A 22,915-nucleotide genomic window follows, 5' to 3' on the forward strand; every position below is an offset into this window, starting at 1 on the left:
CTTTCCGAACGCGCAAGGCGATGGCCGCCGGCGCTGCCGAACACGCAAACCGTCATCGTCGCGCGCGGCTCGCCCGGCCGGCGTCCTCGCCACGCTGATGACCGCGGCGGGCGTCGCGGTCGAAGATGCCCAGGATCTCGCAGGGTCCGCCCTCGGCCCCGATGGCGTGCGGAAGCATCGTGGGGAACTCCGCGGCCTGGTCGGTCTCGATCCGCAGGCGTCGGTTGCCCAGCAGCAGGATCGCGGTGCCGGACAGGACGACGAGCCATTCGCGCCCCGGGTGGGCGCGCATCCGCGAGGGATCGCCGGGCGGCGGGTCGGTCATGCGCTGACGCACGACGGTCATGCCGGGGTCGGCCTTGATGGGCCAACGCTTCAGCCCGCGGGCCGCATCGATCATCGGGCTGGAGACCACGTCGTCGGTATCGGTCTCGACCAGCTGGTCGAGGGAGGTGTCCAGGGCCCGGGCGAGGGTGACGAGCTGGTCCAGGGCCAGCCGCCGCCGGCCGTTCTCGATACGGCTGAGCGTGGACTGGCTGACCTTGGCCCGGACGGCCAGATCCTCCAAGGACCAGCCCTGAGCCACGCGCAGTGCCCGGATGCGTTTGCGCACCAGGCTGTCCAGCTCACCATCGTCATGCGTCATAGGCAACATCGTATGCCGTAGCGGCAATCCTGACTTAGCGTCGTTCGTGTTCGCCCCACCGACCACACCGCGCCCCGGCTCTGCTCCGGCGCCGATCTGCGCATGTCCTGTTGAGAGGAATCCATGAGTATCAACCAGCCCGGCAAGGTGAGCGCCGAGCCGAGCGGCGTCCCTGGCGAGAGGGTGCCCGACGCGCGCCGGCGTCGCACGATCCTGATCGCCGTCTGCATCGCGTTGATGGCCGTCATCGCCTCGGTTTCCGGGCTCAACGTCGCCCAGCCCGACCTCGCCATCACCTTCGGCGCCTCGCAACGCACGATCCTTTGGATCATCAACGTCTACGCGCTCGGTCTGGCCGCACTGCTGTTGCCGCTCGGCGCGATCGGCGACCGCTTCGGCCGCAAGCCCATGCTGCTGGCGGGCCTGACCGTCTTCGGCGTGGCCAGTGCTGCGGCAGGTCTGGCCCCGTCAGCGGAGGTCATGCTGGCCGCGCGGCTGTTCAGCGGCGTCGGCGCAGCGATGATCATGCCCATCACCCTCGCCGTCATCACCTCCACCTTCCCCCCCGACGAACGGGGGCAGGCGATCGGCGTGTGGACCGGTGTCGCCGGGGGCGGCGGCATCCTGGGCATGTTCCTCTCGGCCGCGCTGGTCGACGTGGCCAGTTGGCGGTGGCTGTTCGTCCTGCCCGTCGCACTCGACATCGTCGCACTGGCCATGACGCTGCGATCCGTCCCCGACTCCCGCGAGACGTCCGGGCATGCCTTCGACGCCGTCGGCGCGCTGACCTCCGTCGTCGCCGTGGTAGGGCTCATCTTCCTGCTTCAGGAAGGCCCGGAGCGCGGCTGGACCGCGCCCGCGACTTTGCTCAGCCTCGCCGTCGGCATCATCGCCGCCGGTGCCTTCGTGGCCTGGGAACTGCGCCGCCGGGAGGCCGCCCTCCTGGATGTGCGCCTGTTCGGCGAACGCTCTCTGGCCGGCGGCTCGATCACGTTGCTGGTGGTCTTCGGGGTCCAGGCGGGTATCTTCGTGGTTCTCTTCCCCTTTCTGCAGGCCGTCCTCGGCTGGTCGGGGCTGCTGTCCACCCTGGCGCTGATGCCGATGGCCGTGCTGATGATGGCGACCTCCGGCCTCGCCCCCAAGCTGGCCGCGCGTACCAGCCCCCAGGCGACGATGACCATCGGGATTCTCCTGTCCGGTGCCGGTCTGGCGCTCATGGCCGCCTTCGTCTCCGTCGACGGCGGCTATCCGTCCGTCCTGCCCGGCATGCTCGCCATGGGTACCGGCATGGGTCTGTCGATGACACCCTCGACCGAGGCCATCACCAGCGCTCTCCCCCGTGAGCGCCAGGGCGTCGCGTCCGCGCTCAACGACGTGACCCGCGAATTCGGCACCGCGCTCGGCGTCGCCCTGCTCGGAGCGCTCCTGTCCGCCGGCTACCGCGACGCCATCGGCTCCCGGCTCGACGGCGTTCCCAAGGGCCCGGCCGACACCGCGCGCGAGGGCGTCGCCAATGCCCTCGACGCCGCGCACCAGGCAGGCCCCCACGCGCAGGCCGTGATCCGTGCCGCCAAGGAGTCGTTCGTCGACGGCTGGCAGCATGCCATGTGGGCAGGAGTCGCGGTCATGGCCGCCCTCTTTCTCTACGTCCTCGCCCGGGGACCGCGACACTCCACCCGCACAACGGAGGACGAACCAGAACCGATCGACGCGGCCACCCGATGACCTGGGACTGATCCACAGCCACAGGCCCCCACTTGCACAGAGTGCACAGGCTCAACATAAGGTAAGGCTCGCCTAATTCTCAGGTGATTCTCACCCAAGGGAGCCTCATGTCTCTTCGGCGCCGCGGCACAGCCGCCGTCGCTCTCGCCATGGCCGCCGTTCTGTCCCTTGGGGCGTGCGGCAGCGGATCCAGCGGGAGCGGAAAGGATGGCAGCGGCGGGACCAAGGACAAGCAGTCGGTCGCGAAGGGCGGCAAGGACTTCGCGGACGCCGCGAAGAAGACCGCGGCGATGGGGACGGACGCCAAGCCGGGCCAGTGGCCGCGGACGATCACGCATGCGATGGGCCGTACGGTCATCAAGGCGCAGCCCAAGCGAGTCGTCGTCCTGGACGTCGGCGAGCTCGACAACGTCGTCTCGCTCGGCATCCAACCCGTCGGGCTGGCGCCTACCGAGGGGTCGCCGAAGCTGCCCTCGTACCTGAAGGGCGCGGGCAGCCCGAAGAACGTTGGAACGATCAACAACCTCAACCTCGAGGCGATCGCCGCGCTCAAGCCCGATCTGATCCTCGGCAGCCAGCTCCGCGCCGCGGACTCCTACGACGAGCTGTCGCAGATCGCCCCCACGGTCTTCTCGATCCGCCCCGGCTTCACGTGGAAGGAGAACTACCTCCTCAACGCCGCCGCGCTCGACCGGACCGCGCAGGCCAAGGCGAAGCTCGCCGACTACGACGCGAAGGCCAAGGCCCTCGGGGAGAAGCTGGGCGCGAAGAAGCCGACCGTGTCGATGGTGCGTTACATGCCGAACGGCGTCGTCCGGCTGTACGCCAACGCCTCCTTCATCGGCACCATCCTGAAGGACGTCGGCATCCCGCGCCCGAAGAACCAGGACATCAACGACCTGGCCGCCGAGGTCAGCGCCGAGAACATCGACCAGGCCGACGCCGACTACATCTTCACCGGCGTGTACGGCGACCCGAAGGCCACCGACAAGAGCAAGGCCCAGGGCAACCCGCTGTGGAAGAACCTGAAGGCGGTCAAGGACGGCCACGCCTTCGACGTTCCGGACGAGACCTGGTACCTCGGGCTGGGCGTCACCGCGGCCGACTCGGTCCTGAACGACCTGCAGAAGTACCTGACGGCGTGACCGCCCCACCCCGTACGAGCGTGACCGCTCCACCCCGCAGGAGCGTCGCCGCCCGGCTTTGGCAGAGAAGGTGAGCGGGCCGACCCGCCGCCGGATCGTCTGGCTGCTGGCGGCCACGCTGATGCTGCTCATCGCCGTGCTGCTGAGCCTGGCGGTGGGCAGCCGGCAGATCGGCCCCGGAGAGGTGTTCCAGGCCCTGCTGCACGGCGGGACCAGCGACAACGCCCAGGTGGTGCGGTCGCTGCGCGTGCCTCGCACCCTCGTCGGCATGCTGGTCGGCCTCGCGCTCGCGCTGGCCGGGACCGTGATGCAGGGGGTGACCCGCAACCCGATCGCCGAACCCGGAGTCCTCGGTGTCAGCCAGGGCGCGTCGGTCGGCGTCGTGTGCGCGATCGCCTTCTTCGGCGTGCACACGCTGGCGGGTTATGTCTGGTTCGCGTTCGCGGGCGCGGCGCTGGCGGCGGCCTGTGTGTACGCCGTCGCCAGCGGCGGGTACCGCGGTGCCTCGCCGGTCAAGCTCGCCCTGGCCGGCGCCGCGATGAACGCCTTCCTCGCCTCCGTGGTCTCCGGGATCGCCACCACCAACGCCCGGGCCCTGGATGAGTTCCGCTTCTGGCAGGTCGGGTCGATCAGTGGACGCGGCAGCGAGATCATCGGTCAGGTGTGGCCGTTCCTGCTGGCCGGGCTGGTGCTGGTCGCGGCGGTGTCCCGCGGGCTGGACGCCCTGGCCCTCGGCGACGACACCGCCGCGGGCCTGGGCCACAACGTCGCCGTGCTGCGCGCGCTCGGCGCGCTCGGCGCGACCGTCCTCACCGGCGTGGCGGTGGCCGCGGCCGGCCCGATCGCCTTCACCGGCCTGGCCGTACCCCACATCGCGCGGAGCCTGGTCGGTACCGCGCACCGCTGGGTGCTGCCGCTGGCCGCGCTGCTCGGGCCCGTGATGCTCCTCGTCTCCGACGTCATCGGACGGATCATCTTCCCGCCCTCGGAGGTGCCGGTGGCCGTCATGACCGCCCTGCTCGGCGTTCCGTTCCTCATCGCGCTCGTACGGCGCAAGACGGTGGTGGCGGCATGAGCCGTACGTCGTCGGTGGCCGTACGCCCGCCCGGTCATGCCGTGCTGCGTCTCGGGCGCGGTAGTTTCCTGCTGCATCGCCGGGCCTTCGTGGTCGTGGTGGCGCTCGCCGTACTGCTGGCGGCGGTCGTGGTCGTCTCCCTGAGCGTCGGCGAGTCCTTCGTCTCTCCGGTGGAGGTCTGCCGGGTCCTGCTGGGCCGGCCCAGCCCCGACCGGCTCGTCGTGGGCACCCTGCGCCTGCCGCGCCTCGTCGTGGGCCTGCTCGTCGGCACCGCCTTCGGCGTGGCGGGCGCCCTGATCCAGACGGTGGCGCGCAATCCGCTGGCCAGCCCGGACGTCATCGGCGTGACGCACGGCGCGGGCGCGGCGACGGTCGCCGCGATGAGCTTCGGCCTCGCCTCGCACGACGCGCTGCCGTACGTCTCCGTCGGCGGCGGCCTCGCGGCGACCCTGCTGGTGTACGTCTTCGCGTGGCGGCGGGGGCTGCACGCCTCGCGCTTCGTGCTGGTCGGCATCGGTATCTCGGTCGCCCTGGGCTCCCTCACCCAGCTGTTCCTCACCAAGGGCGACTACCTCGTCGCGCAGCAGGCCAAGGTGTGGCTGACCGGCTCTCTCAACGGGCGCGGATACGACCAGGCGGGTCCGCTCGTCCTCGTTCTGCTCCTGGCGGTCCCGGCCGCGCTGTGGGCGGCCCGCGCCCAGCGCAGCGCGTCCTTCGACGACGAAACGGCCACCGCCCTGGGCGTACGGCTGGACCAGGTACGGCTCGGGCTGGCGGCACTCGGGGTCGTCCTGGCGTCGGTGGCGACCGGCGCGGCCGGGCCGGTCGACTTCGTCGCCCTGCTGGCACCGCAGATCGCCCGCCGGCTCACCCGTACGATCCAGATCCCCCTGCTGTCCTCCGCGCTGACCGGCGCCCTGATCGTCGTCGTGGCGGACCTGCTGGCCCGCCGCCTGTTCGCCCCGATCGAGCTGCCGGTCGGCGTCCTCACCGCCGTGGTGGGCGCGCCGTACCTGATGTGGCTCATCTTCCGCACCCGCAGCCGTTCCGGAGGCACCACCTCATGAGCGTTCCCGGTAACAGCCGCCTCACGGCACAGGACCTGACCCTCGCCTATGAGGACCGGACCGTCGTCGACGGCCTGGACCTGGAGATTCCCGACGGGCAGGTCACGGTCATCGTCGGCCCGAACGCCTGCGGCAAGTCCACCCTGCTGCGGGCGCTCGGCCGGCTGCTCAAGCCGCGCCGCGGCGTCGTGCTGCTGGACGGCGCCGAACTCGCCCGCGTCCCCCGCAAGCAGATCGCGCGAACCGTGGGCGTGCTGCCCCAGTCCCCCACGCCCCCGGACGGGATCACCGTCGCCGACCTGGTGGCGCGCGGCCGGCAGCCGCACCAGACGTGGTGGCGGCAGTGGTCGGAGGACGACGAGCGGGCCACCACCGAGGCGCTGGAGCGCACTGCCACCGCGGACCTCGCCGAACGGCCGGTGGAGGAGCTGTCGGGCGGCCAGCGCCAGCGCGCGTGGATCGCGATGGCCCTCGCGCAGGACACCGAGCTGCTGCTCCTCGACGAGCCCACGACGTTTCTGGACATCGCCCACCAGGTGGAGGTGCTGGACCTGATCCGGCAGCTCAACCACGAGCGCGGTCGCACCGTCGTCGCCGTCCTCCACGACCTCAACCAGGCGGCCCGCTACGCCGATCACCTCGTCGCCATGAAGGCCGGCCGCATCATCGCCCAAGGGCCGCCGCGCGACGTCGTCACCGCGGAACTGGTCCAGGAGGTCTTCGGCCTGGCGTCCGTCGTCGTCCCGGACCCGGTCACCGGCGGCCCGCTCGTCGTCCCCGGCATGGCCTGGCGGCCCGAGCCGAAGGACGACCCGTCCGCTGAAGGTGTCAGCCGAGGTCCCGGCGGTTGAAGCGCCAGGCGCCGGCCGCGATGAGGACGACGGTGGCGGCGGCCAGGACCGTCGCGTCGGCGAGCCGGAAGCCGTTCTTCAGGGGTTCGCCGCCGATGTAGTAGTGGAACGGGGTGAGTCGCCGCAGCCAGGCGGCTCCGATCTGCGGTGCGAAGCCGTGGACGGCGTAGGTGAGCACGCCGGCCCCGGCGGTGGTGCCGAACACGGTGGCGCGGCCTGCTCCGGTGGCGGCGCCGATCCCGGTGGCCAGGGCGCCGAACAGGACGGCCAGCAGCGCCAGGTTGACCGCCTGGGCGGTGAAGCCCCCGACCGGCACGGCCTGCAGCCCGGCGCTGGAGCGCACCGCCAGTACGGCGCCGAGCACCACCACGGCGATCAGGACGGCGCCCGCCGCGAGCGCGGCGAACCGGTGCAGGAGCAGCCGGGTGCGGCCGAGGGGGTGGGACAGCAGCAGGTCCAGGTAGCCGGACTCCTCGTCGGCGGAGATCATGCGGGCTCCCGTGGCGGCACCGTAGAAGGTGGCCAGCAGGGGTACGAGGAGCCCGAACACCGCGCCCTGAAGGTAGCCGGCGGCCGAGGTCATATCGTCGAACCCGAAGCCGCGGATCGCCTCGGGCACACTGCTCGCGGTGCCTGCGGTGATCTGCGGGTAGAAGCCGGCGTACATCATCGTCAGCAGGCCGGCGGCCACCGCCCACACGGTGAAGACGCGGCGGTTGTCGAACAGGGTCTTGCCGAACATCGAGCGGCCGAAGGCCCGTGCCGCACCGGAGGCCCCGAGGGTCGCGTCAGGCGTGGCGGGCGAAGCGGTGGTCATATCGAGTCCTCTGCGCGAGAAGGGAGCGAGGCCGGGAGACCTCAGGCGGCGCGGCCGGTGTAGTAGGCGTGGAAGAGCTCTTCGAGGTCCTGGCCGTCGGCGCGCAGTCCGGTGACGGTGTGCCGGCCGATGGCCTTGACCAGTGCGTCGGGGCTGCCGTCCACGCGGCAGGCCAGGGTGGTCCCGTCCACCGTCAGGTCGGTGACGCCGGGCAGGCCGGCGAACTCGGCGGCGGCCACCGGTACGGCGAAGTCGACGCGCACCCGCAGGAACGAGCGGGCGCGCAGCCCCGCCACGGTGTCGGTGGTGACCAGGCGACCCTCGCGGATGATGGCCACCCGGTCGGCGACCGCCTCCACCTCGCTCATGATGTGGCTGGACATGAACACCGTCCGCCCGGCGGCCCTGGCCTCGGTGACCATGTCGGAGAAGGTCTGCTGCACCAGCGGGTCCAGCCCGGAGGTCGGCTCGTCCAGGATCAGCAGCTCGGGGTCGTGCATGAACGCCTGGACCAGGCCGACCTTCTGCCGGTTGCCCTTGGACAGGCTCTTGATCCGCGCGCCCAGGTCCAGTTCGAGGCGGTCGGCCAGCTCGGTGATGCGCCGGGCCGGGACGCCGCCGCGCAGGCCGCCCAGGAAGGCCAGGCACTCGCCGGCCCGTTGGCGTCCGTCGACGACGAAGTCGCCGGCCAGGTAGCCGATCCGGCGGTGCAGTCTCTCCGCGTCGGCGCGCGGGTCCAGGCCGAGCACCCGGATGCCGCCGGAGGTGGGGCGGATCAGGTCGAGTAGCAGGCGGATCGTGGTGGACTTGCCGGCGCCGTTGGGGCCGAGGTAGCCGAACACCTCGCCCGTACGCACCGTCAGGTCGAGACCGGACAGGCCCCGCCGGACCACCCGCCGCGAGACGTACGTCTTCGTGAGCTCCGTGAGCTCGATCGCCGCGCTCATACGCCAGACATTATCAAAACTTTCAGAGATCTTTGAAGATTTAGAGCTGTTAACCTTGGACCGGGATCGTGAGTGAGGGGATGACCTTGGCAGACACCACCGATGCGGCGGAGCGGATGGCCCTGACGCTGGCCCAAGGCGGCATGCAGAAGGCGACCGCGCGGGTGCTGGCCGGTCTGCTGTTCGCCGACAGTGAGTCCGTCACCGCACCCGAACTGGCCGACGGGCTGGGCATCAGCTCCGGGTCGGTGTCGGGGGCGATCAAAATGCTCTCCACCGTCGGACTGATCGAACGGGTACCCGCCCCCGGCAGCCGCCGCGAGCACTACCGGCTGCGCGACGGGGCGTGGGCCACGCTCATGTCGACGCAGAACGGCATGGTGCAGGCCATGTTCGAGGCCGCCGACCAGGGCATCGACGCCGCCGGCCGCGACTCTGTGGCCGGCCGGCGGCTGGAGGAGATGCGCGACTTCTACGGCTTCATGTTCCGCGAACTACCCGCCCTGGTGGAGCGCTGGCGCGCCGAACGCGCCGGTCGTCGGGCTGAATGAAAAGAGGCTTCGTGTAGTGTCGCCGCCGATCAGCGGAGGAGGGGCGGATGAGTGAGGGCACCGGCCTGATCACCGTTGCCAGCGACTGGTCGGTCGGCGAGACGATCGACCGGCTTCAGGCGGCGGTCACCGCTGCGGGCCTTCTCGTCTTCGCGCGAATCGATCACGCGGACAACGCCGCCCAAGCCGGAATGCGGCTTCGCCCGACCGAGCTGCTGATCTTCGGCAACCCGCGGGGCGGCACCCCCTTGATGCAGGACCGTCAGACCAGCGGCATCGACCTCCCGGTGAAGGCTCTCGCCTGGCAGGACGCGAACAACGATGTATGGCTGACCTACAACGACGCCGCCTGGCTCGCCACCCGCCACCAACTGGGAACCGAGAGCGAACCCGCCATCAACGCCATCGAAGCAGGCCTTGCCGCGGTAGTTCACCAGGCGACCGGACCGGACCCCGACGCATAACCTGCCCCAAGCGAAGGCCCCTGCCTACCAGACGGGAGCGAAGTCCTTCGCTGCCTGGTCAGGCGGATTCGGCGGAGTCGACCTTGTTAACCTCTACGCAGTTCGTGTTGGCGCTGCCACCGCTCCTGCTGCTCTCCTTCCAGCCGTCCAGTGTCTCCATCAGAGAGCTTCCAAGGCCCGTTGGATCATTTCGCGGGACGATGACTCAGGAAGCGCTAGCTGCCCTATTCGATCGAACATAATGCCGTATTCACGCACCTCGGGGCCAGACGGCACTAGCCTTCCCCCCTCCCGGGGACTCAGTGTAGGCGATTTCTCCCGATTGGCCAGATATGATCAGGAGAGCCGCTTACGCAATCTCCTGGCGGCGCAATCGATATAACCTTTTTCAATTTGACCGAATTGCCACTCGAATACGTTCCATGAATTCGCTATAATGTTCGAAGTTCTCAAGGTGATTCGTTGGGAGGTGCGAGCGGATGGATGTATTGATGCAGGCGCCGCAAACACCTTCGAGCGAGGTGCTCGGGGTCGACGCCGGTGGGCTATACGATCAAGAATTGGTCGAGACGATGGTGCGGGCGCGGCGGTTGGCGTCGCGGGTGCAGGCAGTGGAGTTGGCGGCGGTCGCGGAGTTGACCCGGCGGCGGTTCGCTGAGGCAGAGGGTCGTGACCCGGCGGTGGAGGTGCTTTCGCCTGCCGATTATGTGTTCGATGAGGTGGCGGAGGCGCTGACACTCACGGCCACTGCGGCCGATGGGCTGATCCGGTTCGCGACCGAGTTGACCGGGCAGTTGCCGGGCACCTTCGCGGCGCTGGCCGCCGGTGAGATCGACTATCTCAAGGCACGGACGATCTGGCACGCCGTCGACCAGGTCGACGAAGAGTCCATGGGCATCATCGAGGCCAAGGTCCTGCCCAAGGCACCGGAGCAGAGCACCGGGCAAATCCGGGCGAAGATCCGTCGCCTGATCAAACGACTCGATCCCGAGATGGCGGATCGACGACGTGCAGAGGCAGAGAAACGTCGTGGCGTGGAGTTGGTCGAATCTGAGGACGGTACCGCCCATCTGACTGGTGTGGACCTGCCCGCCGACGCCGCCAGCGCCGCTTATGGCCGGGTCAGCGCGATCGCCACCGGCCTCAAACGCGACGGTGACGGCCGTGGGATCGACCAGCTACGCGCCGATGTGTTCCTGGGTTTGCTGCGCGGCACGTTCGCCACCAGCGAGCCACCCGCCGACACCACCGAACGCCCCACCCCGAAGCCGCCTGCGACGGGCGAGCCGGGCTGGACCGCGGTGGACGACGCCATCGCCGATGTCATCGCCGACGCCGCCCGCACCGAACTGGCCATTCTCACTCATGCCCTCAACGACACCCGGCGCGGCAGCCACTGCGACTTCGGTGACCTGGTCGCCGAGGCCGGATCCCACATCAATCACTTCCTGACCAATGCGCACCAAGCGGATGGGGCCTTGGCCAGCGTCATCGGCGCGGTCGACGGAGCCGACACTGACCCGAGGGCTTCCTACGCCCGGTCCCGAGCGTACGGCGGCCGGTCTACGGCTACTCCCACCAGCGCTTTCAGTGAACGCCACCACGACCTGGGCGGGCTCATCGCCCAGGCCGGCGCCCGCATCAAACAGTCCTTGACCGAGCTAAAAAATCGTTGGTGCGTCGCCGCCCCTGCCCCCAGCACCGGCGATGCAGCCCCGGCCATCACCGGGGATGCCTTCGCTCCGGACGCCGATGCTGCTTACGGCCCCTGCCCCGATGGTCGCGCCAAGCACGGCGCCGCCCGTTACCGACCACCCGCGGTGATGCGCCGCCTGATTGAATCCCGCGACCGGCGATGCGTCTTTCCCGGCTGCCGCCGACCCGCCCGGCACTGCGACGCGGACCACAGCATCCCCTATCACCGTGGGGGTGCCACGTGCCCCTGCAACTTGTCGCTGCTTTGCAGACGCCATCATCGAGAGAAGGCGACCCCCGGCTGGCACATCGAACACCTCTGGCCCGGCGTCATCTTGTGGATCACCCCGACCGGCCACTGGAAGATCACCGCACCCGCCGACCGCGAATAAGCGCCCATATCAACCACACAGACGGCCCATCCCCTGAAGGTCGCGTAGCGCTGGCGTGCCCCGACTTCCTGCTTCGGCAGTCTCTCGGCCCTCTGGCGTAAGACGGCAGACGGGCAGGTGGACATCGCACCGAGTCGACGCGCGTTTCATACCCAGCATGGCCCGCCTGTTTGGCTCCGGCCGTTCCCGAGGTCGTTATCCACCGTGCTTGGCCGCTAGTGCGGTGACCACTTACGTTCACCGGGTCTGGTGACACGCCGGGCTGGGGCCGTCCACGCCCCAAGGCAGCATGACCCAACCCGGCCGCATCCTGGAGAGTGCGACACTCCCACGGTGGAATCCCCAGATGTCCCCACCGCACTGTTGCGGCTTGCCGAGGCGCTCGTCGTGCTTGCCGCGCCAGCTGCGGCACAAATCGAATGGAGCGCAGCGCACGGCTGCTCCGACGAACTCGCCCTTGACTTCGACTGGGCCAACAGCTGGACCCTTGCGCTGATCGACCGCGCGGACCCCCGGCTGATCAACCAGAGACTGCACGATCTCCTCGCCGCAATCGACGACCAGCTCAACCGTATGAGCGGTCACCACAACGCCGACCGCTGGACCGATGATGCCCTCAAGACTGATCCAGGCTGGCGCGACATACGCGCCTTGGCCAACGAGGCAATCCAAGAGATCGAATCGTTGAACATCATCGCCATACCGCCTGGCCCAAAACGATCACAGGACTGAACGGATCCCAACCTGACCCCGCCGCCACAAGGCCGACCAACCCGGTGAACGTTCGTGGTCACCGCACTAGTCGGGGTCCAAGATGGCCAGGTCCCAGGGCACCAGTGTCGTGGGGTCCATCAATTCGAGAATCAGATTATGGGCAAGTGCGCCTCCCGACTGCCCGCCCGCCTCCTAGGTCAGACCGCCGACCCCGCCCCTGGACAGACGAAACCGGACATGCGCGAGGTTCCAGGCCCACAAAAGGTTGTGCGGTGAGCTGAGGTTCTTGCTACGACCTCGCTCTGTCGCGGGCGCTCGGCATCCCGCTCACTCGGTCAGGCGGATCCGACGGAGTCGACCTTCTTCACCTCTACGCAGTCCGTATTGGCGCTGCCACCGCTTCTGCTGCTCTTCGTCCAGCCGTCCGGTGTCACCATCAGAGAGCCTCCAAGGCCCGTTGGATCATTTCTCGGGACGATGGCTCGGGAAGCGCCAGCTGCCCTATCCGGTCGAATCTGATGCCGAAATCGCGCACCTCAGGGGCAGATGGCACCAGCCTTCCTCCTCCTGGAGATTCAGTGTAGGCGATATCTCCCGATTCGCCAGAGATGACCGAGAAGCTCCCGTCAAAGCCTCCGTGAGCTCCTGTGGCGCGCGGCACCACGCGCAGCCCTATGTTCGGCTTTGCCGCCTCCTCCAGCAGGTGAGAGAGCTGCTTGCGCATCAGCTCGGCGCCACCCACCGGCCAGTCGATAACGTTCTCGGTGACCAGGAGCCACAGGGTCGGGGGCGGGTTTCGCTTCAAGATCTCCTGTCGCCGCATCCGTTCTTCGACGAGTCCGTCAACGTCCGTGGCTCCAGCGGCGACGAACAACTCGGCGGAATACTCGGGGAGCTGGAGCAGACCAGGGATGGCCAGAGCCGAGTACGACTTGATCACCTTGGCCCCGGCCTCGTGTTCGAGGTATTGGCCGAACCACTTTGAGTTGGATTTCAGCTTGGCGTAGCGGAGCATCCTGGCGAAGTGGTGATTCAGATCCCACCGCTTGTCCAGGATCTTTGCGTCTTTGTCCTGAATCTTCCTTCGCCCGCTGAGGATGTTGTAGACGCTGGAAGGATCCCGGTTCAGAATGCGTGCTAACTCGGCACCCGACAAACCGGACTTCCTGGCGTGATGCCGCAGGTCGTCAGTGATCCAGTCCCACATGTTCGTGTCGGGATTGAGCCTGGGTTCCGAACTCATCTGCCCTCCTAGCCCTTCCAATCATTTCAGGAAGGTATCGCCGGCGGCCTGGACGGCCCAGACTTCACCACGACTCGTAATGCGACGGCACGAGGTGAAGCTTGGATGGCCACAGTGATCAATAGCGCCGATCGGAAGTGCGACCGTCAGCGTCACGTACTTCATCGGAACAAAGAGACTACCAATCTCGCCAGGATGTGGACCAGGCATTTCCTGCTGACCGAGCACAGAGAAGATCTGGTCGAAATTGGAGAAATCTGCATTTCAGAGCTGGTCGGCAACTCCATCAGGCACACGACGAGTCCGCTGATCGTACTGACCATGCACCCGAACGACGGCAGCCCGCTGTTCGAGGTATGGGATGACTCGCTAAAGCTCCCCGAGTTCCCGAAGGTCGTTTCCTTCGACGATTTGGAGGCGGAGTCGGGACGAGGGCTGTGCCTCGTCAAACATCTGTCCCGGGACTGCGGAACAGTCGGCTCCGGCCCCGCCGCCGAGGACGGAAAAATCGTCTGGTTCCGCCTGTAGACCTCACGGCAAAACCCCTCCCCTCCTGCTGGATTGGCCTCTCCCCATGTCTTTTCCGGGTTCCGACTTCGACGATCTGCTCACGCCGCGCGAGGCGGCGGCGCTGCTGGGCGTACGGACCACGACGATCGCCCGGTGGGCGCGGGACGGGCTGCTCAAACCCGCCGTCCACACCCCCGGCGGCCATCGTCGGTACCGGCGTGGCGAGGTGCTGGCCGTACGGGCCGCCGAAACCGTCAGACGGCGGATCGACGAGGACGCGGCCCGGCTCTATGACCAGGGCTGGTCGATCCGCCGGGTCGCCGACGAGTTCGGCGTGAGCTACGGCATGATGCGCCGGATCCTCATAAGGAACACGGCGTTGCGCAATCGCGCCGGCCGAAGGGAATGACGCTTTCCGGCCACCGCCGTCAGGATCGCATGGACGGAACGCGACCGGGAAACGGACAGCCCATGGGTCATTTGTCGTCCATCGTGCTGTTGGTCCTCTTCCTGGTGAGTGCGGGCGTCGTCTGGTACGCCGGAGTGCACCTGTCCGACACCACCGACGTGCTGTCCGAACGGCTGGGGCTCGGAAGCGCGCTCGGTGGGCTGGTGCTACTGGCCGTGGCGACCAACCTGCCCGAACTCGCCATCACGGTGAGTGCCGCCCTCGCGCATGACCTCGATGTGGCGGTCGGCAACATCCTCGGCGGCATCGCCGTGCAGACCGTCGTCCTCGTCGTGCTGGACGTCGCCGGCCGGGGTACGCCGCTGACGTACCGGGCCGCCGGTCTGCTCCTCGTGCTGGAGGGCGCGCTGGTCGTCGCGCTGCTCGCCATCGTCGTCATGGGCACGCAACTCCCCCGCGACTTCGCCTTCGCCCGGCTGGGTCCGGCGGCCGTACTCATCACCGCGGTCTGGGTGGCCGGGCTGATCCTCCTCAGACGGGCCGGCCGGGGGCTGCCCTGGCACGAGGGCGGCGACGCGCCCGACGCGCAGCCCGAGCCGCGCGGTCACTCCAAGGCCAAGAAGGAGAAGCAGGCCACCACCAAGGGCGTCGGTACCGGACGGGCGGCGCTGGTGTTCGGCGCCGCGGCGGTCGCGACGCTGGTCGCCGGGGTGGTGCTCGAACGCAGCGGCGAGGCGTTCTTCGGCCGCATCGGCATGAGCGGCGTGGTGTTCGGTGCCACCGTGCTGGCCGCCGCGACCGCGCTGCCGGAGATCAGCAGCGGCGTGACGTCGGTGCGGCTCGGCGACGACCAGCTCGCGGTCAGCGACATCTTCGGCGGGAACGCCTTCCTGCCCGTGCTGTTCCTGATCGCGTCGGTGCTGTCCGGGCGTCCGGCGCTGCCGGCCGCGCACCGCTCCGACATCTACCTGACCGCCCTCGGCGCGCTGCTCACGCTCGTGTACATGACCGGCCTGATCTTCCGCCCGCGCAGCCGTCGTCTCCGCATGGGCCCGGACAGCCGTACGGTCCTGGTCCTGTACGCGCTGGGCGTCGCCGGACTGCTCGCCATCGGCGGCACGTAATCAGGATGAGTTCCTGACGTGCCGGACGGGAGATCCCGCGCCGGCGAGCCCGCTGACGAAGGCTTGCACCTCACGCAGCGTGAGGCAGTAGCGTCGCGCCCAGGTGATCACATGGATCAACGACTCTGGAAAGTCGGGGAACTGGCGGACGCGACCGGACTGACCGTACGCGCCCTGCACCATTTCGACGAGATCGGGCTCCTGCGGCCTGCCACTCGGTCGCATGCCGGACATCGGCTGTACACGGCCGACGATGTGCGCAGGCTCTACCAGATCATCGCGCTGCGCCATGTCGGCATGCCGCTGCGTGAGATCGCCCAGGCGCTCGACGGGCCCGGCGACGATCTGGTGCGAGCGGTGGACAGGCAACTGGAACACGTCGACCAGGTGATCGGCCGGCAGTCCCAGGTGCGGCAACGACTCCTCGCGCTGCGGCACGGCATCCACCAGGCACGGGAACCCTCGATCGACCAACTCATCGACACGATGGAGGCCATCATGAACGCCGGCTACTTCACACCCGACCAGCTGACCCGGGCACGGCGACGTCACCAGGACCCCGGCTTCGCCGAGAAGTTCGGCCGCTGGCAGGAGCGATGCGCTCACCTCGTCGACGAGATCAACATCGAGATCCAGCGGGAGACCGACCCCGCCGACCCGGCGGCACAGGCTCTCGCGCGGCAGTGGGACGAGGCGATGCGGGAAATGGTCGGCGACGACGGGCACCTGCTGTCGGCGATCTACGCGAAGATCGACGGCAAGGGGCCCGAGGCCGCCACACACGGCATCCTGGACGCCCACGCGTGGGACTACCTCAAGCGAGCGTTCGCCGTGGGATACGGCCACGGCCGGTGACACGCTCATCGGCGGCGCCTGAACAGTGTCTTAACTGAGCAAAGGCTTCGCTGGGAGGCCGGTGAGCGGGTAGGGATCCGCACATGGGTGAGCAGCGCAGGCTCACGCTGGCCGTGACCGGGGCCGGTGGGACACGGATGGCGCGCTACGTGCTGTCCGCGCTCGTACGGGACGAGCGGGTCGGGCACGTCGACCTGCTGGTGTCGGAGGCCGGTCGTACGCTGATCGCGCACGAGTTCGGCGGGGCGGAGGCCGACGATCCGGTGGAGCGGCTCCTCGGCGAGCGGCACGCCAAGGTCGCCGCGTACGACCCGCAGGACCTGACCGCCCCCATGGTGTCCGGCAGCTACCCGACGTGGGGCATGGTCGTCGTGCCCTGCGCCCTCGGCGTGGTCGGCCGGATCGCGCAGGGGCAGGCGAACACCCTCCTCGAACGGGCGGCGGACGTCTGCCTGAAGGAGCGCCGCGAGCTGGTGCTGTGCGTACGAGAGACGCCCTTCAACCTCATCCACCTGCGCAACATGGCGCAGGTCACCGAGGCCGGCGCCGTGGTGTACCCGATGATCCCCACGTACTACAACGTCCCGCGGACCGTCGAGGACATGTTCGAGGAGTTCACCGCCCGGCTGATGGGCTTCGTCGGACTCGGCCAGACGGACTACTACGCGTGGACCGGAACGGAGACGCAGGCGCACCGTGATCGCAGCCGCTGATCGCGGCGGCGGGCGGCCACGCCGGACGGGGAGGGGTTCCGGTGGCCTATGACGACCTCCGCTCGTTCCTCGACGAGTTGGAGCGGCAGCGCCAGTTGCTGCGGGTCACCGAGGAGGTGGCGCCCGAGCCGGACCTGGCCGCCGCGGCCAACGCCGCCTGCCGGATCGGCGAGAACGCCCCGGCGCTGTACTTCGACAAGGTCACCGGGTACACCGGCGCGCGGATCGCCATGAACGTGCACGGCTCGTGGGCCAACCACGCGGTCGCGCTCGGCCTGCCGCCGGACACCTCCGTGAAGGACCAGGTCCAGGAGTTCATCCGCCGCTGGGGCGATGCGCCGGTCGAGCCCGAGCGACGGCCGGACCCGCCCTGGGCGCGCAACTCCGTGACGGGCGACGACGTCGACCTGTTCGCGGTGCTGCCGCTGTTCCGGCTGAACGACGGCGACGGCGGCTGCTACCTCGACAAGGCCGCCGTGGTCTCCCGCGACCCCGAGGCGCCCGACGACTTCGGCCGGCAGAACGTCGGGGTGTACCGCATGCAGGTGAAGGGCCGTGACCGGCTCGGCCTGCAGCCCGTGCCCATGCACGACATCGCCATCCACCTGCGCAAGGCCGAAGAGCGGGGCGAGGACCTGCCGGTCGCGGTCGCTCTGGGGAACGACCCGGTCGTCTCCATCGTCGCCGGCACACCGCTGGGGTACGAGCAGTCGGAGTACCGCCTCGCCGGCGCGCTGCGCGGCGCGCCGGTGCCCATCGCGCCCGCCCCGCTCACCGGCCTGGACGTGCCCTGGGGCAGCGAGGTGGTCCTGGAGGGAGTCGTCGAGGGGGGCCTGCGGGAGTTCGAGGGACCGTTCGGCGAGTTCACCGGCCACTATTCGGGCGGTCGCCGGATGCCGGTGATCCGCGTCGAGCGGATCTCCCACCGCGACGACCCGATCTTCGAGGCGCTCTACCTCGGCATGCCGTGGACCGAGATCGACTACCTGATCGGGCCGGCCACCTGCGTACCGCTGTACCAGCAGCTCAAGGCGGACTTTCCCGAGGTACGCGCGGTCAACGCGATGTACACCCACGGCCTGCTGGCGATCATCTCGACCGCCAAGCGCTACGGCGGCTTCGCCCGCGCGGTCGGCACGCGCGCCATGTCCACGCCGCACGGCCTCGGCTACTGCAAGGTGGTCATCATGGTCGACGAGGACGTCGATCCGTTCGACCTGCCCCAGGTGATGTGGGCGCTGTCCACCAAGGTCAACCCGGCGAGCGACCTGGTCGACCTGCCCGCCATGTCGGTCCTCGAACTCGACCCGGGCTCGGAGCCGCCCGGCATCAGCGACAAGCTGATCATCGACGCCACCACCCCGGTGCCCCCGGACGTCCGCGGCAGCTACGGCCGGCCGGTGTCCGACCTGCCGGAGACGCCGCGGTGGATCGCCAAGCTCAGCGCGATGCTCTCCACGCGCTGAGCCACCGGCCGCCACTGGCCGGAGAAGGGAGACTCATGACCTGCCCGCGCTGCGCGTTCGAGCACGTCGAGTGGGTCGCGAGCTCGCCGGTGCCCGGAGTGTGGGAGGTCCTGCGGTGCGAGCGGTGCCTGTACACCTGGCGCACCACCGAGCCGGACCGCCGTACGAGCCGCGATCACTATCCCGAGGAGTTCCGGCTGACCCAGGAGGACTTCGACGAGGCACCCGAGGTGCCGCCCGTGCCGCCGGTCCGCCGCTGACGGCGAGACGTCATATCGCCATCGACCGAGGCGCCGGCGCACCTCGGTCGGCACCACCTCCGTACGTCTGCCAGGCCGTGGCCAGGCGGTGCACCGCCTCGGTCAGCGTGCCGGGGTCGGCGAGGAAGTGGATGCGGACGAACTCCCTGCTGCCACCGGAGGCGTCCAGTCCGCTGCCGGGCAACACGGCGACGCCGTGCCGGAGGGCCGTCTGCGCGAAGGAGTCGCCGTCGCCGTGGGGAAGGCGTACCCACAGCGTCTGACCACCGGTGACGGGCGGAGCCTGCCACTGCGGCAGCCGCCGTGCCAGTTCCGCGCGCAGGTGGTCATGGCGGGCCTGGCGGTCCGCCGCGGTGTCTCGGCACAGCGTTTCCAGGCGGGGCAGCAGTTCGGCGGCGGCGAGCTGCGCGGCGACGTTCCCGCCGAGATCATGAACCGCCCTGAGCCGGGCGAGCCGGTCGATGATGGGCCGTGCCGCCCGTATCCAGCCGATGCGTAGCCCGCCCCAGACGCTCTTGCTGAGCGAACCCAGGGAGATGACCGTTTCGCCGGCGAGTGGAGGGGGCGTGGGCTGCCCGGGGAACGCCAGGTGGGCGAGGACCTCGTCGTCGACGAGCGGTACGTCCGCCGTGGCGGCGGTCGCGGCGAGCCGCCGGCGCGCGAGCGGCGGGAGTACTCCACCGGTCGGGTTGTGGTGGGTGGACACGAGATAGGCGAGTTCCGGGCGAGTACGGGCCACCGTTTCGAAGCCGTCCAGGCCCACGGGAAGCGTCCGCAAGGACGCGGCCTGTTCGCGGAACGCCTCGATCGCACCGGGATAGGTGGGCGCCTCGACGAGCACCGTGCCGCCGGGCTCGACGAAGGCGCGGGCGAGCAGGGACAGGGCCTGCTGACCACCGTTGGTGATCAGGACGTCCTCGGGGTCGGTCGGTACCCCGCGGCGCGTGTAGTGGTCGGCAATGGCACGGCGCAACCGCCAGTGGCCCGATGGGTGGTACCCGATGTCGTTCGTGACCGTGGCCAGCTGGGACAGGGCCCGTTCGTAGGCGGCCGGCAGCGCCGCCGGCGGTGCGGTGGGCGCGGCGCACGCCAGGAGGATCACGTCGTCGTCCCGGGGCTCCAGCAGGTGGAGGAAGACGGGTGCGCCGGTGGTGTCCCGGGGCCCCGGGCGCGCCGGCCCGGCCACGCGGGTCCCGCTTCCCTGGCGCCGGATGATCCGGCCGTCCAGGCGCAGCTGTTCGTACGCGGCCACGACGGTCCCGCGTCCTACGGCCAGCGCGGACGCGAGGGCCCGGTCGGGAGGCAGCGCGGTGCCGGGCGGCAGTTCGCCCTCGTCGACGAGGCGCCGCAGCCGCGCGGCGAGCAGGAGGTAGAGCGGTCCGCGGCCGGCCGACCACCGGCCCAGGCGGTCGGCCAGCTCGGCTGGGTCCATCGAAGTGCTCCGATCCGGACGATTGGTTCCTTCGGTGGACCAATTCTGGCGTATTGGCTCTGTAACCGGGCCACGATGACGGCGAGGATCACGGCATGACCACACGACAGGAGGACCTGCGGCGCCTTGCCGCGGTATCGGTGCCCGAGGCCATCACCGCACTTCCCGGGCCGTTCCAGCAGCACAACTTGGCGTTCGTGAACGACACCACCGTCGTTCGTCTCGCCCGGCTCGAAGGCGAGTTCCCCTGGCACCACCACGACGAGGACGAGCTGTTCCTGTGCTGGGACGGCAGCTTCGAGATCCAGTTGGAAGGACGGGACCCGGTGGTGCTGAACCCGGGTGAGCTGTTCGTCGTCCCCCGAGGGGTGCGGCACCGCCCCGTCGCCGAGAAGACCGCGCACATCCTGCTCGTCGAGCACCCCGACACCAAGCAGTACGGGAGCTGACCCCGGACACGAGAGAGTCCCCGCGCGGAGCGAGGCGCGCGGGGACCTTTCTCGATGGGCCGGCGTAGGTCAGGTCACCGAGGGAACGGTGCTGGAGCCGGTCCCAGACTCCAGCTTCTCGCTGACGCTGCCGGCGGCCGACCGGATCGAGCTGATGGGGGCGGCGATGTCCTCCAGGGACGCGCCTTCGGCCTTGACTCCGAAGATCGCCGCGATGACGCCGGCGAGGATCATGATTCCCGCCGAGATCAGGTAGGCGATGAACAGCCGCCCGGGGTTCGGGTTGTCCTGGTCGCCGATCAGCGAGCCGAAGACCGTCGGGCCGAGGGCGCCGAAGACCTGGGCGATCGCGAAGAACAGGGCGATCGCCTGCGAGCGGAGCTCCATCGGGAAGATCTCGCTCACGGTCAGGTATCCGGAGCTGGCCGCGGCCGAGGCGATGAAGAAGATCACCGTCCACAGCACGGTCTGCGTCACGGCCGTCAGGGCGCCGATGTTGAACAGGTAGCCGCTGAAGGCGAGCAGGGCACCGGACACGATGTAGGTGCTCGCGATCATCTGCTTGCGGCCGATCGTGTCGAACAGCCGGCCGAGGAACAGCGGCCCGAGCAGGTTGCCCGCGGCGAAGGCGAAGAAGTACGTCGCCACGCTGTGGTCCGAGACCCCGTAGAAGTGCTTGAGCACGAGGCCGTAGGTGAAGAAGATCGCGTTGTACAGGAACGACTGGCTGATCATCAGGGTCGCGCCGAGCAGCGACCGCGTCGGGTACTCCTTGAACAGCGTCTTGGCGACCTGCAGGAACGAGACGGACTCCTGCGGCTTGATCTCCAGGTACCGGTCCTCGTCCACCGGCGCGAGCTCCTTGCCGGAGGACGCCACCTCGCGTTCGATCTGCGCGATCGTCGCTTCGGCCTCATCGGCGTGGCCATGGGAGAGCTGCCAGCGCGGGCTCTCCGGCAGGGTGCGGCGCAGCGTCCAGATCGCCAGGCCCAGCACCGGGCCGATGAAGAAGCCGACTCGCCAGCCGATGTCGTCGGCGAAGACCGACTTGTTGAGCAGGAGGTACTCGCTGAGCGAGCCGAGGATCGCGCCGAACCAGTAGGTGCCGCTGACCGCCAGGTCGACCCGGCCGCGGTACTTCGCGGGAATGAGCTCGTCGATCGCCGAATGGATCGCCGCGTATTCACCGCCGATTCCCATACCGGCGACGAAGCGGAAGAACAGGAAAATCCCGTAGTTGAACGAGAAGGCGGTGAGCCCGTTCGCGACGAGGTAGAGCCCGAGTGTCGCGACGAACAGTTTGCGTCGTCCGAACCGGTCGGAAAGCCGGCCGAAAACCAGCGCGCCGACCACTTCGCCGATCAGATAGATCGTCGCGGAGAAGCCGACATCCTGGGACGTGAGGTGCAGCGTGTTCGCATGCTGGAGAACGGGGCCGATGATGCTGGCGATCTGGATCTCCAGGCCGTCCAGGACCCACGCCACACCGAGAGCGATGATCATCCGGGTGTGGAAACGAGACCAGGGCAGCCGGTCGATCCGCGCCGGCACGAGACTCCGAACGATGGCCTGCGGGGGGGCCTCTGCCATCGTCATCCTCCTTCGTGTTGTTTCCGTAGGGTTACAGGACGATCACCATAGGCGGATATACATAACATGTATATAGCTCCCTCGAAATTCTTGTGATCTGCCGCTGAGACCGTCGCATCGTACGCGACCGACCACTGTGACCGGCGATCTGATCGTCAGAAGGGCGGGGCGCGGAGATCAGCCTCTCGGGGGCCCATACCGCGCGCTCGGCCACCCTGTGCACGCGTCCCGGGCGCCGCGCGGACGCACCGCGGGCCTCCCGAGGACGCGCCGCGGGGCTCCCACGGATCCCGGGCGGGCGCGCCACACCCCCTGCGCGCCGGCACCGGCGCACGGCGGCGGACTCCCCCGCGCCGCGAATGGCGACGGGACGTTAGGAGCCCGAAATAGCGGGCAGAGAAAAAGTGGCCGACGTGAATCAAAGGCGATTCGCGAATTGTTTTCACCATGCCTTTTCGACGACAAGGAGAGAGTTATGAGCGCCACCGACAAAGCCCGCAACAAAGCCGAGGAGATCAAAGGCAAAGTCAAGAAGGAAACCGGTAAGGCCATCGACGATGAGGAAATGGAGGCCGAGGGCCGGTCCGACCAGGCCAAGGGCGATCTGAAACAGGCCGGCGAAAAGATCAAGGACGTCTTCAAGGACTGACGGGTCCGCCCGTACCGACGACTTTCCTTCGCCCCCGGCACAGGACCCGTCCGCGACCGGACGGGTCCTGAACGCGTTCCGCGTCACGCCTCCGGTTCGCCGAACCCCCCATACCGCCCACGTGGC

Annotated in this window: 25 protein-coding genes; 18 read left to right on the forward strand and 7 right to left on the reverse strand. The window is 69.0% G+C overall.

The window, feature by feature from the left end:
• Window positions 1–52: 52 nt before the first annotated feature.
• Window positions 53–646, reverse strand: a complete 594-nt coding sequence (locus ABEA10_RS20100) for a helix-turn-helix domain-containing protein (RefSeq protein WP_345465894.1) — start codon at window positions 644–646, stop codon at window positions 53–55.
• Window positions 647–769: 123 nt separating this feature from the next.
• On the opposite strand from ABEA10_RS20100, the gene ABEA10_RS20105 reads away from it, so the two are divergent.
• From ABEA10_RS20105 to ABEA10_RS20125, 5 genes are all read left to right on the forward strand, one after another.
• Window positions 770–2,371 (forward strand): MFS transporter, encoded by a 1,602-nt coding sequence (locus ABEA10_RS20105; protein WP_345465895.1) that lies wholly within the window; start codon window positions 770–772, stop codon window positions 2,369–2,371.
• 107 nt (window positions 2,372–2,478) lie between these two features.
• Entirely contained in the window at window positions 2,479–3,516 is a 1,038-nt protein-coding gene (locus ABEA10_RS20110) for an ABC transporter substrate-binding protein (RefSeq protein ID WP_345465897.1), read from the forward strand.
• Between the two features lie 70 nt (window positions 3,517–3,586).
• Window positions 3,587–4,591 (forward strand): FecCD family ABC transporter permease, encoded by a 1,005-nt coding sequence (locus ABEA10_RS20115; protein WP_345465899.1) that lies wholly within the window; start codon window positions 3,587–3,589, stop codon window positions 4,589–4,591.
• Window positions 4,588–5,658: a FecCD family ABC transporter permease gene (locus ABEA10_RS20120; protein WP_345465901.1), complete on the forward strand. Its 1,071-nt coding sequence runs from the start codon at window positions 4,588–4,590 to the stop codon at window positions 5,656–5,658. Before ABEA10_RS20115 ends, ABEA10_RS20120 begins: the two co-directional genes overlap by 4 nt.
• Window positions 5,655–6,509 carry an ABC transporter ATP-binding protein gene (locus ABEA10_RS20125; RefSeq protein ID WP_345465904.1) on the forward strand — a complete coding sequence of 285 codons (855 nt, stop codon included), beginning with the start codon at window positions 5,655–5,657 and terminating at the stop codon, window positions 6,507–6,509. Before ABEA10_RS20120 ends, ABEA10_RS20125 begins: the two co-directional genes overlap by 4 nt.
• On the opposite strand, the gene ABEA10_RS20130 is transcribed toward ABEA10_RS20125, so the two are convergent.
• Both ABEA10_RS20130 and ABEA10_RS20135 read right to left on the reverse strand, forming a co-directional pair.
• Window positions 6,487–7,326, reverse strand: coding sequence for an ABC transporter permease subunit (locus ABEA10_RS20130; RefSeq protein WP_345465906.1), 840 nt, complete (start codon window positions 7,324–7,326; stop codon window positions 6,487–6,489). The genes ABEA10_RS20125 and ABEA10_RS20130 overlap by 23 nt on opposite strands.
• A 41-nt stretch (window positions 7,327–7,367) precedes the next feature.
• Window positions 7,368–8,273: an ABC transporter ATP-binding protein gene (locus ABEA10_RS20135; RefSeq protein WP_345465908.1), complete on the reverse strand. Its 906-nt coding sequence runs from the start codon at window positions 8,271–8,273 to the stop codon at window positions 7,368–7,370.
• A gap of 86 nt (window positions 8,274–8,359) precedes the next feature.
• On the opposite strand from ABEA10_RS20135, the gene ABEA10_RS20140 reads away from it, so the two are divergent.
• From ABEA10_RS20140 to ABEA10_RS20155, 4 genes are all read left to right on the forward strand, one after another.
• Window positions 8,360–8,824 carry a GbsR/MarR family transcriptional regulator gene (locus ABEA10_RS20140; protein WP_345465910.1) on the forward strand — a complete coding sequence of 155 codons (465 nt, stop codon included), beginning with the start codon at window positions 8,360–8,362 and terminating at the stop codon, window positions 8,822–8,824.
• Between the two features lie 47 nt (window positions 8,825–8,871).
• Window positions 8,872–9,288 (forward strand): DUF302 domain-containing protein, encoded by a 417-nt coding sequence (locus tag ABEA10_RS20145; protein ID WP_345465912.1) that lies wholly within the window; start codon window positions 8,872–8,874, stop codon window positions 9,286–9,288.
• Between the two features lie 479 nt (window positions 9,289–9,767).
• Window positions 9,768–11,375 carry an HNH endonuclease signature motif containing protein gene (locus ABEA10_RS20150; RefSeq protein ID WP_345465914.1) on the forward strand — a complete coding sequence of 536 codons (1,608 nt, stop codon included), beginning with the start codon at window positions 9,768–9,770 and terminating at the stop codon, window positions 11,373–11,375.
• 333 nt (window positions 11,376–11,708) lie between these two features.
• Window positions 11,709–12,107: a hypothetical protein gene (locus tag ABEA10_RS20155; RefSeq protein WP_345465916.1), complete on the forward strand. Its 399-nt coding sequence runs from the start codon at window positions 11,709–11,711 to the stop codon at window positions 12,105–12,107.
• Between the two features lie 317 nt (window positions 12,108–12,424).
• Here the strand turns inward: ABEA10_RS20155 and ABEA10_RS51195 are convergent, their stop codons facing one another.
• Both ABEA10_RS51195 and ABEA10_RS20160 read right to left on the reverse strand, forming a co-directional pair.
• Window positions 12,425–12,526, reverse strand: coding sequence for a DUF397 domain-containing protein (locus ABEA10_RS51195; RefSeq protein ID WP_425550928.1), 102 nt, complete (start codon window positions 12,524–12,526; stop codon window positions 12,425–12,427).
• Window positions 12,526–13,332: a helix-turn-helix domain-containing protein gene (locus ABEA10_RS20160; RefSeq protein WP_345465918.1), complete on the reverse strand. Its 807-nt coding sequence runs from the start codon at window positions 13,330–13,332 to the stop codon at window positions 12,526–12,528. The genes ABEA10_RS51195 and ABEA10_RS20160 overlap by 1 nt, the downstream gene beginning before the upstream one ends.
• A gap of 105 nt (window positions 13,333–13,437) precedes the next feature.
• Between ABEA10_RS20160 and ABEA10_RS20165 the strand changes: the two genes are divergently transcribed.
• From ABEA10_RS20165 to ABEA10_RS20195, 7 genes are all read left to right on the forward strand, one after another.
• Window positions 13,438–13,860, forward strand: coding sequence for an ATP-binding protein (locus ABEA10_RS20165; protein WP_345465920.1), 423 nt, complete (start codon window positions 13,438–13,440; stop codon window positions 13,858–13,860).
• Window positions 13,861–13,906: 46 nt separating this feature from the next.
• The gene (locus ABEA10_RS20170) at window positions 13,907–14,251 is read left to right on the forward strand and encodes a helix-turn-helix domain-containing protein (protein WP_345465922.1); all 345 of its coding nucleotides are present in this window, start codon (window positions 13,907–13,909) and stop codon (window positions 14,249–14,251) included.
• Between the two features lie 62 nt (window positions 14,252–14,313).
• Window positions 14,314–15,375, forward strand: coding sequence for a hypothetical protein (locus tag ABEA10_RS20175; RefSeq protein ID WP_345465924.1), 1,062 nt, complete (start codon window positions 14,314–14,316; stop codon window positions 15,373–15,375).
• A gap of 111 nt (window positions 15,376–15,486) precedes the next feature.
• Window positions 15,487–16,230 carry a MerR family transcriptional regulator gene (locus ABEA10_RS20180; protein ID WP_345465926.1) on the forward strand — a complete coding sequence of 248 codons (744 nt, stop codon included), beginning with the start codon at window positions 15,487–15,489 and terminating at the stop codon, window positions 16,228–16,230.
• Between the two features lie 83 nt (window positions 16,231–16,313).
• A complete protein-coding gene (locus tag ABEA10_RS20185) occupies window positions 16,314–16,943 on the forward strand; it encodes a UbiX family flavin prenyltransferase (RefSeq protein WP_345465929.1) in 630 nt (209 codons plus the stop codon).
• A gap of 41 nt (window positions 16,944–16,984) precedes the next feature.
• The gene (locus ABEA10_RS20190) at window positions 16,985–18,409 is read left to right on the forward strand and encodes a non-oxidative hydroxyarylic acid decarboxylases subunit C (protein ID WP_345465931.1); all 1,425 of its coding nucleotides are present in this window, start codon (window positions 16,985–16,987) and stop codon (window positions 18,407–18,409) included.
• Between the two features lie 35 nt (window positions 18,410–18,444).
• A complete protein-coding gene (locus ABEA10_RS20195; RefSeq protein ID WP_345465933.1) occupies window positions 18,445–18,669 on the forward strand; it encodes a non-oxidative hydroxyarylic acid decarboxylases subunit D in 225 nt (74 codons plus the stop codon).
• A gap of 10 nt (window positions 18,670–18,679) precedes the next feature.
• Here ABEA10_RS20195 and ABEA10_RS20200 read toward each other — a convergent pair whose 3' ends face one another.
• Window positions 18,680–20,101, reverse strand: coding sequence for an aminotransferase-like domain-containing protein (locus ABEA10_RS20200; protein WP_345465935.1), 1,422 nt, complete (start codon window positions 20,099–20,101; stop codon window positions 18,680–18,682).
• Between the two features lie 95 nt (window positions 20,102–20,196).
• Between ABEA10_RS20200 and ABEA10_RS20205 the strand changes: the two genes are divergently transcribed.
• A complete protein-coding gene (locus tag ABEA10_RS20205; RefSeq protein WP_345465937.1) occupies window positions 20,197–20,550 on the forward strand; it encodes a cupin domain-containing protein in 354 nt (117 codons plus the stop codon).
• A gap of 69 nt (window positions 20,551–20,619) precedes the next feature.
• Here the strand turns inward: ABEA10_RS20205 and ABEA10_RS20210 are convergent, their stop codons facing one another.
• Window positions 20,620–22,140 carry an MFS transporter gene (locus tag ABEA10_RS20210; protein WP_345465939.1) on the reverse strand — a complete coding sequence of 507 codons (1,521 nt, stop codon included), beginning with the start codon at window positions 22,138–22,140 and terminating at the stop codon, window positions 20,620–20,622.
• A gap of 475 nt (window positions 22,141–22,615) precedes the next feature.
• Here ABEA10_RS20210 and ABEA10_RS20215 point away from each other — a divergent pair, with 475 nt between their 5' ends.
• Window positions 22,616–22,789: a CsbD family protein gene (locus ABEA10_RS20215; protein ID WP_345465941.1), complete on the forward strand. Its 174-nt coding sequence runs from the start codon at window positions 22,616–22,618 to the stop codon at window positions 22,787–22,789.
• Window positions 22,790–22,915 lie beyond the last annotated feature (126 nt).

It is taken from the genome of Actinoallomurus oryzae (genome assembly GCF_039541955.1).
Lineage (GTDB): Bacteria > Actinomycetota > Actinomycetes > Streptosporangiales > Streptosporangiaceae > Actinoallomurus > Actinoallomurus oryzae.